This is a genomic window from Xanthomonas sp. (assembly GCF_017163755.1).
Classification (GTDB): domain Bacteria; phylum Pseudomonadota; class Gammaproteobacteria; order Xanthomonadales; family Xanthomonadaceae; genus Xanthomonas_A.
In genome coordinates this window covers 97,294-110,090 of record NZ_JAFIWC010000008.1, presented here as the reverse complement: position 1 = coordinate 110,090, position 12,797 = coordinate 97,294, and the positions used below count along the sequence as shown (strand labels likewise).

At 61.6% G+C, this 12,797-nt stretch carries 11 protein-coding genes; 6 read left to right on the top strand and 5 right to left on the bottom strand.

The window, feature by feature from the left end:
* Positions 1-49: 49 nt before the first annotated feature.
* The 3 genes from JR065_RS07360 to JR065_RS07350 form a co-directional block, all read right to left on the bottom strand.
* Positions 50-3,094, bottom strand: a complete 3,045-nt coding sequence (locus JR065_RS07360; RefSeq protein WP_206233375.1) for a TrlF family AAA-like ATPase — start codon at positions 3,092-3,094, stop codon at positions 50-52.
* A gap of 85 nt (positions 3,095-3,179) precedes the next feature.
* Complete coding sequence (locus JR065_RS07355) at positions 3,180-4,286, bottom strand: restriction endonuclease (protein WP_206233374.1); 1,107 nt, start codon at positions 4,284-4,286, stop codon at positions 3,180-3,182.
* 263 nt (positions 4,287-4,549) lie between these two features.
* Complete coding sequence (locus tag JR065_RS07350) at positions 4,550-5,635, bottom strand: site-specific integrase (RefSeq protein WP_206233373.1); 1,086 nt, start codon at positions 5,633-5,635, stop codon at positions 4,550-4,552.
* Positions 5,636-5,739: 104 nt separating this feature from the next.
* Between JR065_RS07350 and JR065_RS07345 the strand changes: the two genes are divergently transcribed.
* From JR065_RS07345 to JR065_RS21690, 6 genes are all read left to right on the top strand, one after another.
* On the top strand, positions 5,740-6,675 hold the full coding sequence (locus tag JR065_RS07345) for a DNA-binding protein (RefSeq protein WP_206233372.1): 936 nt from the start codon (positions 5,740-5,742) through the stop codon (positions 6,673-6,675).
* 376 nt (positions 6,676-7,051) lie between these two features.
* Entirely contained in the window at positions 7,052-7,411 is a 360-nt protein-coding gene (locus tag JR065_RS07340) for a hypothetical protein (protein WP_206233371.1), read from the top strand.
* A 70-nt stretch (positions 7,412-7,481) separates the two neighbouring features.
* Positions 7,482-7,760, top strand: coding sequence for a BPSL0761 family protein (locus JR065_RS21860; RefSeq protein WP_429001846.1), 279 nt, complete (start codon positions 7,482-7,484; stop codon positions 7,758-7,760).
* Between the two features lie 574 nt (positions 7,761-8,334).
* Positions 8,335-8,940: a TetR/AcrR family transcriptional regulator gene (locus JR065_RS07335; protein WP_206233370.1), complete on the top strand. Its 606-nt coding sequence runs from the start codon at positions 8,335-8,337 to the stop codon at positions 8,938-8,940.
* A gap of 95 nt (positions 8,941-9,035) precedes the next feature.
* Positions 9,036-9,728, top strand: a complete 693-nt coding sequence (locus JR065_RS07330; protein ID WP_206233369.1) for a type 1 glutamine amidotransferase domain-containing protein — start codon at positions 9,036-9,038, stop codon at positions 9,726-9,728.
* On the top strand, positions 9,725-9,853 hold the full coding sequence (locus JR065_RS21690; RefSeq protein ID WP_277420130.1) for a hypothetical protein: 129 nt from the start codon (positions 9,725-9,727) through the stop codon (positions 9,851-9,853). The genes JR065_RS07330 and JR065_RS21690 overlap by 4 nt, the downstream gene beginning before the upstream one ends.
* 167 nt (positions 9,854-10,020) lie before the next feature.
* Here JR065_RS21690 and JR065_RS07325 read toward each other — a convergent pair whose 3' ends face one another.
* Both JR065_RS07325 and JR065_RS07320 read right to left on the bottom strand, forming a co-directional pair.
* Positions 10,021-11,217 carry an MFS transporter gene (locus tag JR065_RS07325; RefSeq protein ID WP_206233368.1) on the bottom strand — a complete coding sequence of 399 codons (1,197 nt, stop codon included), beginning with the start codon at positions 11,215-11,217 and terminating at the stop codon, positions 10,021-10,023.
* 247 nt (positions 11,218-11,464) lie between these two features.
* Complete coding sequence (locus JR065_RS07320) at positions 11,465-12,475, bottom strand: hypothetical protein (protein ID WP_206233367.1); 1,011 nt, start codon at positions 12,473-12,475, stop codon at positions 11,465-11,467.
* Positions 12,476-12,797: the final 322 nt, after the last annotated feature.

Here is a 12,797-nt window from a genome sequence, read left to right as displayed (position 1 = left end):
CAGAGTATACCGGTTGCCTGCACGAGACTTGACCAGGCAAACCCTGTGTTCAATGCAGGTATTTTGCCTGCCGATTCTCAAATGCCGGGGTGGTGCCCTCAAGCACGTTGAGGACGGACTTATTCAGCTCCATGCTTTCAATGGCTCCGCTTTGGTAACGCAACGCATATCCTCCAGCACGATCAAACTCCGCGTGGATGATCTGCTCGGCGTCACAGCACACGGCTAGGTTGGCATTGTGAGTAACCATCACGATCTGACGGGTCTGCTTGGCCCGCTGGATGATCGGAACCAGCATTGAGTAGACCGTCTGGTTATCAAGGTTCTCCTCGGGTTGATCGAGGATAAGGGGTGTGGGGTCAGTATCGACGAGCAAATAGAAGATCAGCAGCAATGCCCCCCTTTGACCAGGCGACATTTGCTGGATGCTTGTACCTGCCAGGCTGAGAGAAAACTTTGCCTCCAGATTGCGAAGATCGAAAAGGGAATCATAGAAATGCGCCGCCTCAACCTTTGCTCTCAGAATCGGCAATAAGGGCAATTCGGTATCGCCACTTTGCGTGATCTCGTTGCGAATTCCTCGTAGCCCGGCAACAACGCTCTCTGTGTCGTTGAAGTCAATACTGCGAAGTAGCCGGGTAAGTTTCGATGCGCCTTCCTCCTCGCCCCGGAAGCCACCTGTGTTCTGCTTCACCTGCCCAAAGAAGCTTTCAAAGAATGCGTTTCGATCGAAGAACAGGGCGCTCTGAAACGCGACCTTGAGCTCCTCAGCGACGCCAGGCACTGACCTGACAATCTCTTCGACGCCATCGAAGAGCGGTCGACGCAACTCCGCAATTGAAAGGAGCTCTTGGTGAATCTGACGCACAAGCTCATCCTGCTTCACCTGCAGCTCCCTGCATCGGTGGGGCAGGGTGGATAGCTCTGCAATTCTGGCCTTGTAGAAAGCTATGGTGTCTGTCTGGCTATCTGTGCCAACAATCTGTGCGCGAACGCGCTCCCATGACGCACTCGCAGCCAAGTACTGCTGGTAGGCTTTGGACGGGCCGTCTAGCTTTTCCTGAAGCTGCTTCTGCTCGGTTTCCAGCGTCTGCCGAACCACTTGATGCTCCAGCTCCTGTCTAACAAGCTGCTCGACGTGAAGCGCATCCTCTGCCGCCACCTCTCGCAAAAGAGCTGACTTGACGTCAACTGTGATCAGAGACTGGATGTTGACAGCTACTTCTTCTAGCTCCTTTTCCAGGCTTGCACTTAGCTGCGTGGCCTGTGCGGCGTAGTCGTCCAGGCGCTGTGCAACGCTGACCACCTTAGTGCGTCGTGACGCCAGCATGCGCCGGGTTGCCTCGGAGCTTTGACGTATCGATTCTCTGGTAGCCAGCTCCTCGGCAATGACCTTCAGTCGCTCCGCTTCCGGGGATGCGTCATCACTGCTGGTTTCAGGTTTCAGGACCTCGACGGGCATCTTGGCGTTGTGATCACCGAGCTCGAGCTCCTTTGAAGCCAGCCGCTCCCTGAGCTCATTGAGGTGGCTTGCGCTAGCTTGACGCTCCAGGTCAGCGAGCGCGTTATTGATCTCGCCGAGCGCGATTCTGTGAGCACTGACGCGTTCATGCGTAGGGCGCTCCTTGTCCGCCAGGTATTCATCCAAGCCGGCGTGTGAACCCTTGTCAGCGCTATCCAAGTGCGAGAAAAGTACTTGCCGAATCTCTGCGCTGAATTGATCGGACTGTCCGTTGATGTGATCGTTGCAGAGCATCTCGAAGTAGTCCTGCGAGATGTACTTTACGCGCTCGGGTTGATCCTCTTTGAACCGCTGGTCCAACGACACTTGCCCTACATCGTCGTTGCACCAAGTCAGCGCTGCCTCGAACGCTGTGGCCCGCTGGGTCGCCCCGCTCTTGAAGCGATCATCGATCAGGAAGGTGAAGTACTCATGGGCTTTGGAATTGCCGGCCAAGGCCAATACTTCTGCCAAGCCGCTCTTGCCTGAGCCCTTGTTGCCGATGATCGCCACCAGATCCGGGTTCAGCTCAATGTCCGTGCCGTCAAACCACGCCTCGGTAAGGGTGGCCGAGGGTTTGCGCGTGACCTCCAGCCTTTTCATGAACAGGCGGCCGTTGTCTCTCACCTGAGCCAATTTGGATGGAATGTCGCCGATAAAGGAACGGAAGGATGGCTCCTTGATCGCGTGGCACATGCCTTGGAACGTAGGCTCGGCCTTGATCCACGTCTTCATGCCGTTCGGAAACACGCCGTAGTCTGCATGCTTGTGGGCATCGGTACCACGCACACACAATCGCGGGGTCGACCCCAGCGATTCCCAAAATGCGTCAAAGTACTTCTCATTGGCAGCCGACCTGACGCCGTGAAAGGCGTCGCGGTTGCCCTGGTCCTTGCATTCGAAGATGCTCGCGGCGGTCATGTGACGCCTGACCTCCGCATAGTGCGGCCCCGACTTGATATCTTTGAGACCGCCATAGGTGTCCCAAGGCATCAGAAGCAGTCCGCGCGAGCCCAGCGTGTCCAGTGCTTTGGTCAGGGACTGGGGCGTCACCATTGCGGTTTGCCACCCAACCTTCAATGCGTACTCGGCGTCTTGGGCTAGAAGTGTAGGGTCGAAGCCGGAAGGGGTGAGTTTGTCTGCGCCCAGCTCTCGGGCGTACTGCACGAGGCACGCCTCGCTCAGCCCTCGTTCGCCTCCACGAAGGCTTAGTTTCAGGTCGTTCAACACGTCTTGGAGGACTTGGCGCTCTACCGTAGGATCGATGATCAGATGCACATTGAGTCGCTTGTCCAGCGAGCTCTCTACACGCAGCTCGATACCGGGGAAGACCTGCTTGTTCGGCAGCTCATCCGGGTGCTGGCGCACATAGTCGGCCACCGCCAGGTAACCATCGAATGTCCAGTAGTCCATAATTACGAAGACATCCGGTTCGGCATTCTTCAGTGAAAGGACGGTCTGTTTGACGATCGCCTGCCTGGCCTCGCCAATGGCTCCACGCAAGTTGGGTGAACCATTCCATTGATACGATGCCGGTGTGTGACAGTGGAAGTCCCACACTCTCCACAGCGCCCCTTGCGACGTACGATCCATCACTGAACTCCCCTGTTCTCGTAGTTGTATATCGCTGCCAACGTTTCGCGCCGGACGAAGCCAAGCAGATGCGCCTGCGTGGACTTCACCGGTTTGTGTGCAGATCAGACCCTATCTTCAGCTTCAGTCCTGGCAGCGCCGCATCAGGGCTAACCACAGCGCAGAGCAGTTCGCCGATGGCCATGCGCTCGGCGGGCACCCCGGCACCGAGGCCCGTCCAGGGGGAGCAATCCATCCTGAAGATGTTTCCATTCTCCAGCGGCGCGTCGGTCGAGGTATTCGGCTGATGCGCATTCATGTGAATTCGAGAATCCTGCTTTCCGCGCTGGGCGATCAACCGCTGCTCGCTGACGAAGCTCTCGACCATCACAGCAAAATCAAGGTTCGCGCCACGATCCACGCTGATTTCCGATCGGCTTATGTGGGTAATGAACTCAAAGCCCACACGCTCAATGCGAACGGCTGCCTTCTGTAGCCGCAACTGGCAGAAAGGTGTGCCAGTGAAGTCAAGTTCAGCACGGGCGGACAGTTGCAGTATTCCGCGCTGTGACCAGTCACGCGCCGGCTTGAGCTGGCTGACAAATGACAGAAGCAGGCGATGGGCCTCCCCCAGTAGACTTACCAAGCTCGCGCCGTGTTCCCCCGTGCGTGTTGAAAACAGATCGAATTGAGGATCCAATGCCTTCTCGGGCCGAAGATCGATGTGTAACTCAAGATCCGGCTCTAACTCGTCGATGAGTGGAATGGCGGTTGCAGCGAAGTGCACATGTCGCAGTTCGGCCGCAGCCAGATGCGCGTGGAAGTGCAGGTGCCTGCCCGGCAGTCCCCACTCCTGATCCGAAAGATCACGAACCAGGTACAGCTCAATGCCCTTGCTACGAGCATACGCGACCGCCCCTTCCTCAAACCCCGTGGTCGTGAATATGGCACCGTGATTGGCTGCCAAGCCTTCCAGGCTGACCGCAAGCACGTCGACACGGTCACGCCCCACGGGCTCCTTCCAGCGCTTGCATTCCACCAGCGTAGTGAAGGTGTAGAGCGGAGATTTTCGAACGATTTTGACGTCAATCTGCCGCTTGGCACCGTACCGATCAACTTCGGTGACATTGTGCTGGACGATGACATCCCCGTCGGCGGCATGAAGCTCCTTGATGAACCGCTCGAACGCATTCCAGTCGTAGTACTGATGCATGAAGCCCGATGGATCCACCTCCCCCCCTTCGGTGCGAACTCCGCGCACATGGTGCTCAGTCCGATTGTACTGCGGCCCGCACACGTTCGGGCCGCTACACCTTCACCCACAGCAATCCACCGTCAGCGGCGGCAGCGAGCCCACACCCGTCGGAACAGCGCCCCTCGGTGAGCCAGGCCTGCAGGGCGACAGCGACCGGCCCAGCAGCGGCTTGTCCGGACCGTGGTACCCGCTCCATCGACGAGCCTTAATGGCGTTGGCCTTCAGTCTTCAAGCAATCGAGCAGCTGGATTTGCTGTAGCTCCGCCTGTTTGAAAATACCCTACAACACTCGACACCGCCCGGTGCTCGGTCATCTGCATGATCGCGGCCAGCGGCACGCCTTGGCGGCTGGCTTCCGTCACGAAGCCCGAGCGAAGGCTGTGTCCCCCAAAGTCTCCCTCGATTCCCGCGAGCTTCGCCCGGCGTTGCACGATCTCGGCCACGGCGGCGGGGGACAGGGCAGGGCCCACGCGGCGCTTCCACAGACGGCGGAAGATCGCCCCCTCCTTAATGCCCGCCTCGGCGATCCATTCCTCAAGGGCCACAGCAGCGCGGTCCAGCACCGGCTTATCCGGGGTCGAGCTCGCGGTGACGCCAGCCTGCTGCGTCTTGCTGTGCTCCAGGCGGTAGAGGTAGCCCGCCTCTCCGATCCGGCGCAGGTCGCGTAGGTCGGCCGCGGCGATCTCGCTACGCCGGCGGCCGCCGCTGGCGAACCCAAAGCAGAGCAGGGCGCGGTCGCGGATCCCTTCCAGGCTGTCGTCACAGGTGGCCAGCATCGCCTCCAGCTCGGGTAGGGTGATCGCGGTCTTCTTGCGCGGTCGCTCACCGCGCTTGACCGCGGCCCGGGCTGCCCGGCTCAGCACCGTGCGGATCGCCGGCTGCTCGCAGGGATTGGCCACCTGTTTGAGCCGGTGCGCGGTCGACAGCACGGCGACCCGATGCCGCACGGTGGCCAAGGTCCAGGGCCCAAGCTTGGCCTTCAGGCCGGCGGCCACCAAGGTCTGGTCCACGATCGGCGGCAGCTCCCACGCCAGCTCACCGTCAGTCGAGCGGCGCTGCACGTGGTCGACCACAAACTGCAGCACGGTGGCTTCGGGCACCGGCAATGTGAGCTCGATGCCGTAGCGCGCCGCATGCCAGCCGGCCCAGTAGCGCAGGGCACTGGTGTAGCTGCGGGTGGTGTTCTCTGCCGCTGCTTCGGCCAGCAGCTCGCGCACCGCGTCCGCCGCCTGTTGCGCCAGCTGTTCGGGCAGTACCAGCTGGTGGACGGTCTGGACGAGGGCGGCACTAGTGGAATTAACATTCATAGTATGTAATGTACGCTACGAATTAGCAGGCGTAGCCACGATAATCATCACTTATCGCGAGTACGTCAACTGCAGGGCAGGGCGCCAATCCGGGAGGCACTTCAATGGCCAGAGGCATCACAGAATCAGACGTCCACGCCGCCGCCGACACGCTTGTCGCGCTTGGCGAACGTCCGACCGTGGAACGCATCCGTGCTCATCTAGGCACCGGATCGCCGAACACTGTCGTGCGGCACCTCGAGACCTGGTGGAAAGCGCTGGGCAAGCGCCTCGCAAATAGCGATCAAGCCCGCGTTGCCACGGCTAACGTACCGGAGGCTATCGCTAACCTGGCGGGGCAGTGGTGGGCATTGGCGCTTGACCATGCGCGCATGCATGCTGACGAGGCCTTAGCCAGCGAGCACACCGCTCTGTTGGATGCGCGGGAGGCATTGGATCACGATCGCCAAAGTATGGACGCAGAACTTGTCCACATCCGCGCGCAGGCTGACTCCGCCCGTCAGGCGGAGCGGCTTGCGGAAGCACGCGGCGGCGAGCTAGAACGTCTTGTCGAACAGCTGAAGCATCAGGTGGCTGAGCTAGGCAGACAGCGCGATGCCGCACTAGCACGAGTCGTCGACGTAGAAGCCAACCGTGATGCTCTACAGATCCAGATTCAAAACCTACAGGAAGCGGCTCGCGTCGAGCGCGAGGATTTGACAAGCCATGTACGCGCAATAGAGGACCGCGCTCACGCAGAGATTGATCGTGCACGGCAAGACGCTAACGAGCTGCGCCATCAGCTGGCCGCGCTCCGGCACAATCTGGCAGCCATAGAACGAGACCATCGCGAATCGCTCAGCGAAGCGGCTGCAACAGCCGGCAGTTTGCAACAGGAGCTCATTGCACAGCGAGCTCGAGCGGATGCGCTCGATACTCAGTTGATGCATTTACGAGATCTACCTGCTGCTCTGGAGGCCGCTTGGCGGAAGCATGGGCCAGAGGCCGAACCGGTGGCAGCAAAGCCAAAACGAGCACGTAAGTCACGTGTGGCAACCTAGATCCTCTCATCCGCCGGATGCGCAGGGCGTCCTGCAGTGGAAATATGGCGCGTTGATCCGGATGTGGACGCCAAGCTCTCACTGGACGGTCGCCTAGACTACCAAGGTGACGAGGTCACAGACAACGTCGAGTTGGAGCTCTCAATCGCTGAAGCCGAACAGTTGGCCGAAGGACTGCTCGCTGCTGCAAGGATTGCCGCCGATAAGCTCAGGCGTTGTACACCTGTGTAACGCTGCGGATGACCACCTCAGGGCGCCCCACTTCACGTCAGAATTCAGCCACACCGGCTGCACGCAAGCCACGCCGAGCCGCACGTTAGACAACAAGTGCATGGTATGTTCAAGCTATGAGTGTCCACCACACTTGGAGAACAGTATGGGTGACCTCGCAGACCATCTAGATCCATCATACCGATCATGGCTGTTGTCTCAGGCCGCGCCGCGAGTGTGGGCTGCGACGTTTGCTCTCCATCTTGATAAAGGCGAAGACGCGGCAGTCACGGCAGCTGATGCCGCCGCAGGCGTGGTGAAAAAGCTAAAGGACGAACCTCTGCTTTCTCCAGAGGCCATTGTTGCTAAGTCGGGCTTCGTCTTTTCCTATGACGATTTTCAGGGCTGGTACCGGGTAGCTCATCGATTGCAGCAGCCCAGTGGCTCACTCTACCAAGATCCCACTGATTCGCAGATCGAGCAGGCTTTTCAGGTCTACCGACGAAGCAGTAGTGACTTCTACTAGGAGCCAGACGTCCGCGATTTCGCAGCGCGTATTCCATATATGAAGCACATTGCCGGATCCTCATCTACCCATGACAACCGCAGCCGAAACAGTCCGCCATATCACACAGGCAGGAGCCTTCCTCGTTGAGCTGGCTCTCAACGAAGACTTACCACGTGAAGTTCGCCAAGAAGCGTGCAGATTGGTCCGTCACTATCCAACGCTCAGTATGACCAAGCAGTTGGCGCGCGCCTTAGGCGTCGACGAGCAGGTCCCGGAGCCTTCTTGGCTCGCCGGCTATGAACACGGGCCGCTCACAGAAAGTCTCAGCGATAGGCTGTCACGGCTAACTTACAAGTCGCAGGATTAGTCGAGACTAATTGTGCGACAGCGGGGCGGCTGCTCACAATTTGGTGCGCTCAACACCTGGTTGCACACTCGTTGCGCCCGAAGAAGTAGCACAGTTACATGGCGCGTGGTAGCAGATTTACCTGCTTCGTCAGTCGAGCGGCGCTGCACGTGGTCGACCACGAACTGCAGCACGGTGGCTTCGGGCACCAGCAATGCGAGTTCGCATAATGTATATTATGTAAAACACACTGGTAGCTCTGTGCCACAGCGGCAAAGACCCATGCACCTCGCTCAAATCGAACGCTCAAATCGTACCTGGACACCCCCCCGCACACCGAGCCTGCATACCGAGGTCCCGCCCTGGGTGCTCGTTCGTGCCAAGCCACGACCGCAGTTTTGCGCTACCAACCATCGAAGTGCTGATCGTCAGATAGTGCAAGCATGACAAGAACCGGCTCTGCATTGCCCGCTACGCGTTTAGCGACGGCGCCGACTGCGCATGGGACCATCAGCAGCGCCATCGGCCTGTACTGATCGAACCACCCACGGACCTGGCACTAGACGACCGGTCTAATCGAGTGTATGGTGCCCCCATGAACTCCGCCACAGCCACTGACACCGTCGATGCCCGCCAGAAGATCCTGGTCACAGGCCAACGGATCATCGGTGGCAAGGGCTTCTCGGCCGTCGGGCTGAACGAGGTCCTGACGGCCGCGGGCGTGCCGAAGGGGTCCTTCTACCACTACTTCGCGTCCAAGGACGCCTTCGGCGAGGCGCTGCTCGAGGATTACTTCGAGGACTATCTCGCCGAGATCGACACCATCTTTCGCCAGCCAGGCCAGACGAAGGCGCAGCAATTAAGCAACTATTTCCTGGCCTGGAAGGACAACCAATCTTTCGAGGATTGCCAGGGCAAGTGCCTGGCCGTGAAGCTGGGCGCCGAGGTCGCTGATCTGTCCGAAGCCATGCGCGCCAGCCTGAAGCGCGGGACCTCGGCGATCATCGACCGCCTGGCGCGCGCGATCGAGGCAGGCGTGGCGGAGGGCTCGCTGTCCATCGACGGCGAGCCGCATACCGTGGCGCAAAGCCTCTACCAACTCTGGCTGGGCGCCAGTGTCATGGTCAAGATCGTCCGCAACACCCAACCGTTCGAAACAGCACTGGGCACGACGGCTCGGATTCTTCACCTTTCGCCCTGACCGGGGACCGCTGCACGCACTTCCTCGTCGAGGTGCATTTCCACGACCGCTTTCCAGACGACCGGTCTATTACAATCCACTACAGGAGCATCACCATGAAAGTCCTCATCGTTCTGACCTCGCACGACGAACTCGGCGACACCGGCCGCAAGACCGGCTTCTGGCTCGAAGAGCTGGCCGCGCCCTACTACGCGCTCAAGGATGCCGGCGCCGAGATCGTGCTCGCCTCTCCCAAGGGCGGCCAACCGCCGCTGGATCCGAAGAGCAACGAGCCCTCCTTCCAGACCAAACTCACGCATCGGTTCGAAGCCGATCCGGCCGCGAACGCGCAGCTGGCGAGCACCGTTCGCCTCGACAGCGTCTCGCAGGCGGACTTCGACGCGGTCTTCTACCCGGGCGGCCACGGCCCGCTGTGGGACCTTGCCGAAGACCAGCACTCCATCGCGTTGATCGAGTCGTTCATCGAAGCCGGCAAGCCGGTCGCGCTGGTGTGTCACGCGCCGGGCGTACTCCGCCACGTCAAGGCATCGAACGGCAGGCCACTGGTCGAAGGCAAGCAGGTCACCGGATTCACCAACACCGAGGAGGACGGCGTCGGCCTGACCGAGGTGGTGCCGTTCCTGGTCGAGGATGCGCTCAAGGCCAACGGCGGCCTCTACTCGAAGGGTCCGGACTGGGGTTCGTACGTCGTCAGCGACGGTCTGCTGATCACCGGCCAGAACCCTGCCTCGTCCTCGGAAGCGGCGGCCGCGCTCATCGCGCAGCTCGCCACGATTGCCAAGGCTTGAAAGCCGATATCGGATCGCTCCACCGCCTTGCGAAGGGCGCCATCATCCAGATGGCGTTGCATGGCGCATCGACGTCGTGCTGGACGCCGCCGGCAGGCGCGGCCATGCATCGCTTCCGGCGATGAAGACGTACGGGGGCCATCGCCGTCCCGCCTGTCGGGCGCGGGCGGCGCGAACACAACGCGCCGCCCTACGCGTGAGGAGACGTCTTCGACAGACCGAAGACCCGCCTGGTCCGCACTAGAGCCGTGCGGAAGAACAAGCCGGGCTGGCCGCTCGTCGCCACCTCCCGTCACGTCGCCTGCGCCAGCCGGCGATGTCGCGCGGCCGGAAACAGCAGCGCGATCGCCACCGCGCCCAGGCCTACCGCCATCGAGCCCAGGTACAGCCACGTGTAGCTTCCGTAGCGATCGTACAGCCAGCCGCCGGCCAGCGGCCCCAGCGCCATGCCCAGGCTGGACAGCAGGCTCGCCGCGCCGAGCACGGTGCCGAGGATCCGCGGGCCGAATGCTTCGCGCGCGAGCGAGGCGTACAGCGGCATGGTGCCGCCATAGGCCACGCCGAACACGATCGCCACCGCATAGAAGCCGCCGAGCTGGCTCGCCTGCAGGTAGGCGGCCGCGGCCAGCGCCTGCACGAGCAGGCCGGCCACCAGCACGGGCTTGGCCCCCACGCGGTCGGCAAGGACGCCGAACAGCAGCCGCCCGCCCAGCCCGGCCGCGCCCTCCATGCTGTAGATGGTGACGGCGGCGGTCACGCTCAGGCCGCAGCCGATGGCATAGCTCACGGTGTGGAAGATCGGCCCCGAATGCGCGGCGCAGCAGGCGAAGAACGTCGTGGCCAGCACGATGAACGGCCTGGAGCGCAGCGCCTGCCCGGCCGACAGCGTTTGCGTCGCGCCGCCGTCGTCGCTGGCGGCCTTGGCTGCGCAGGCGCTGCGCACGAACCAGGCCGCCGGCAAGGTCAATGTCCAGGCCAGCGCACCGACGATCAGCAGCGTGGTACGCCAATCGTGTTCGCTCACCAGCCATGCCACCAGCGGCGACAAGGTCATCGGCGCGACGCCCATGCCGGCCGACACCAGCGATACCGCCAGGTTGCGGCGCCGCTCGAACGACGCCGCGGTGGCGGCGATCACCGGCGCGAAGAAGCTGGCCGCCGCGGCGCCGAGCAGCACGCCGTAGGCAAGCTGGAACTGCAGCAGGCTGGTGGCGCGGCTGGCCAGCACGCAGGCCAGGCCCAGCAGCAGCGAACCGGCCAGCACCACCGCCCGCGGGCCGAAGCGGTCGCTCAGGATGCCCCACCCGAAACCAGCCACGCCCATGCTCAGGAAGGCGAGCGTCATCGCGCTGGAAAGGCCCGCGCGCGACCAGCCGGTGGCCGCGCTCATCGGCCCGAGCAGCACCGCCAGCGAAAACACCGTGCCCACCGCCACGCAACCCATCAGCGCGCCGGCGGCGACCAGCGGCCAGTTGCGATCCATGGCCATGGCGGGAGTGTCCGTGGAGTCGTTCATCGGCGATAGCTCGGCAAGGTCGTCCTCCGTACGACGAAGCAGTCGCAGCGGAATCGACATTCGCGCAGGTTGCGGATCGTTCCCCACGGCCACTCGCACTGCCGCTGCCGGGAACGGCACTCGTCTGCAGCGTCGGCTGCAACGGGCAGGTCCATTGCCGGCAGAAGCAGCGCAGGCCTGGCACGGCCCAGGCGCGCCGCCGATCGGCCGATGGATCGTCCTATCGGCTGTATAGGATGTTGTAGAACGACGCGCGATCGTCCTCGATCGCGGACAGGTCATGGCCGAGGTCGATACCGTCGAACGTCGCCCGGTCGACCTCCATCCGGCGCCTGATCAGCGCCTCCAGCAGCTTGCCGAACCGGCCGTCGTCGCCGATGCGCCGTTTCAGCTTCAGGATCTCCCGGGGCCGTTCCTTCAACACATGGAACGAGTAGTTCATCAGGATCATGTTGGAGACGAACAGATTCTCCGTCGACTGGAGCGGGTCTACCGTATCGGCGAGCGCCATGAAGATCCGCTTGTCGTTCCTGGCGTAGGCCTCCAGAAAGATGTCCGGATACATGAATTCACTGTTCCGGTCGTCGATGGCCAGCCGGTGGTCCAGGCCATCGGGCTGCGCCAACAGCCGCACGACGCTGGCCTGGTAGTCCTTCAAGGTCGCCAGCAATGCATGTTCCTTCCTGCCGGCCGCGTCGAGCGCGTCGTAGACCAGATCGATGACGCGCAGGAAGTCCACGGACCCCAACGCATCGGTGGCCATCGCCATCCGCTCGTCCCTGATGCCGAACCGGCGGTAGGCCTCGTCGTCGATGCCCAGTTCGAAGAGAAGGAACCTGAGCATGTGGTTCCTGATCCGCCCGTCGGCATCGATCCGGCTGTTCTTCAACCGGATCAACTGGATCAGATAGAAGAAGACGAAGTAGTCCTTGTTGATCCGCCGCCGGTTGTCGATTTCGAGCAGATGGCCCAAGCGCGACAGGACCACGAGGATCGCGTGGCAGTCAGGCTCGCTGAAGCCGCGTTTCGCCATGGACCTTTCGAAAGCGCTCACGGAAAACAGCTCGTGCCAGCGGCTCACGAACAAGCGCGAACCGTCGCTCTTCCTGGCGGCGACCAGGAGCAGACCGATCTCGTCGTGCTCATGGAAGACCGGACCCTGCGCCTTTGCGCACGGCCGGATGTTGAGGAAGTTCTCCAGCTTGTACGAAAGAAGGTCGAATACGTTCATAGGCTCCCGGCCTTTCCTTGTTGTCGGATGCTGCGCCATCGGCGTGTCGATCGATGCCACTGCCTGGACGACATGGCAGGCGCGTGGACTGCTGCGGATGCCGCCCACCTGCCCTGCCCCTGCGTCAATCGGTGCACGCCAGCGCCCTCAGCGCATCCCGCTCCCCTTTCGAGAAACAATTCTTCGCCGCGACGAGGATACATTCGCGGTTGCGTTGTGCATCGGCTCGCAGCCCAGACTCGTCGCTCATTTTTTCCTACACGACCTTGCTAAGTGGAGAGTGCCTCCATATCATAAGTGGAGTAACCCTCCATTTTCGCAT

Bases quoted from the DNA above. Each gene is read 5' to 3' on its own strand.
- JR065_RS07325 (WP_206233368.1), bottom strand. From the start codon at position 11,217: ATGGCCATGGATCGCAACTGGCCGCTGGTCGCCGCCGGCGCGCTGATG.
- JR065_RS21860 (WP_429001846.1), top strand. From the start codon at position 7,482: ATGACAACCGCAGCCGAAACAGTCCGCCATATCACACAGGCAGGAGCC.
- JR065_RS07320 (WP_206233367.1), bottom strand. From the start codon at position 12,475: ATGAACGTATTCGACCTTCTTTCGTACAAGCTGGAGAACTTCCTCAAC.
- JR065_RS07350 (WP_206233373.1), bottom strand. From the start codon at position 5,635: ATGAATGTTAATTCCACTAGTGCCGCCCTCGTCCAGACCGTCCACCAG.
- JR065_RS07340 (WP_206233371.1), top strand. From the start codon at position 7,052: ATGGGTGACCTCGCAGACCATCTAGATCCATCATACCGATCATGGCTG.
- JR065_RS07355 (WP_206233374.1), bottom strand. From the start codon at position 4,286: ATGCATCAGTACTACGACTGGAATGCGTTCGAGCGGTTCATCAAGGAG.
- JR065_RS07360 (WP_206233375.1), bottom strand. From the start codon at position 3,094: ATGGATCGTACGTCGCAAGGGGCGCTGTGGAGAGTGTGGGACTTCCAC.
- JR065_RS07345 (WP_206233372.1), top strand. From the start codon at position 5,740: ATGGCCAGAGGCATCACAGAATCAGACGTCCACGCCGCCGCCGACACG.
- JR065_RS07330 (WP_206233369.1), top strand. From the start codon at position 9,036: ATGAAAGTCCTCATCGTTCTGACCTCGCACGACGAACTCGGCGACACC.
- JR065_RS07335 (WP_206233370.1), top strand. From the start codon at position 8,335: ATGAACTCCGCCACAGCCACTGACACCGTCGATGCCCGCCAGAAGATC.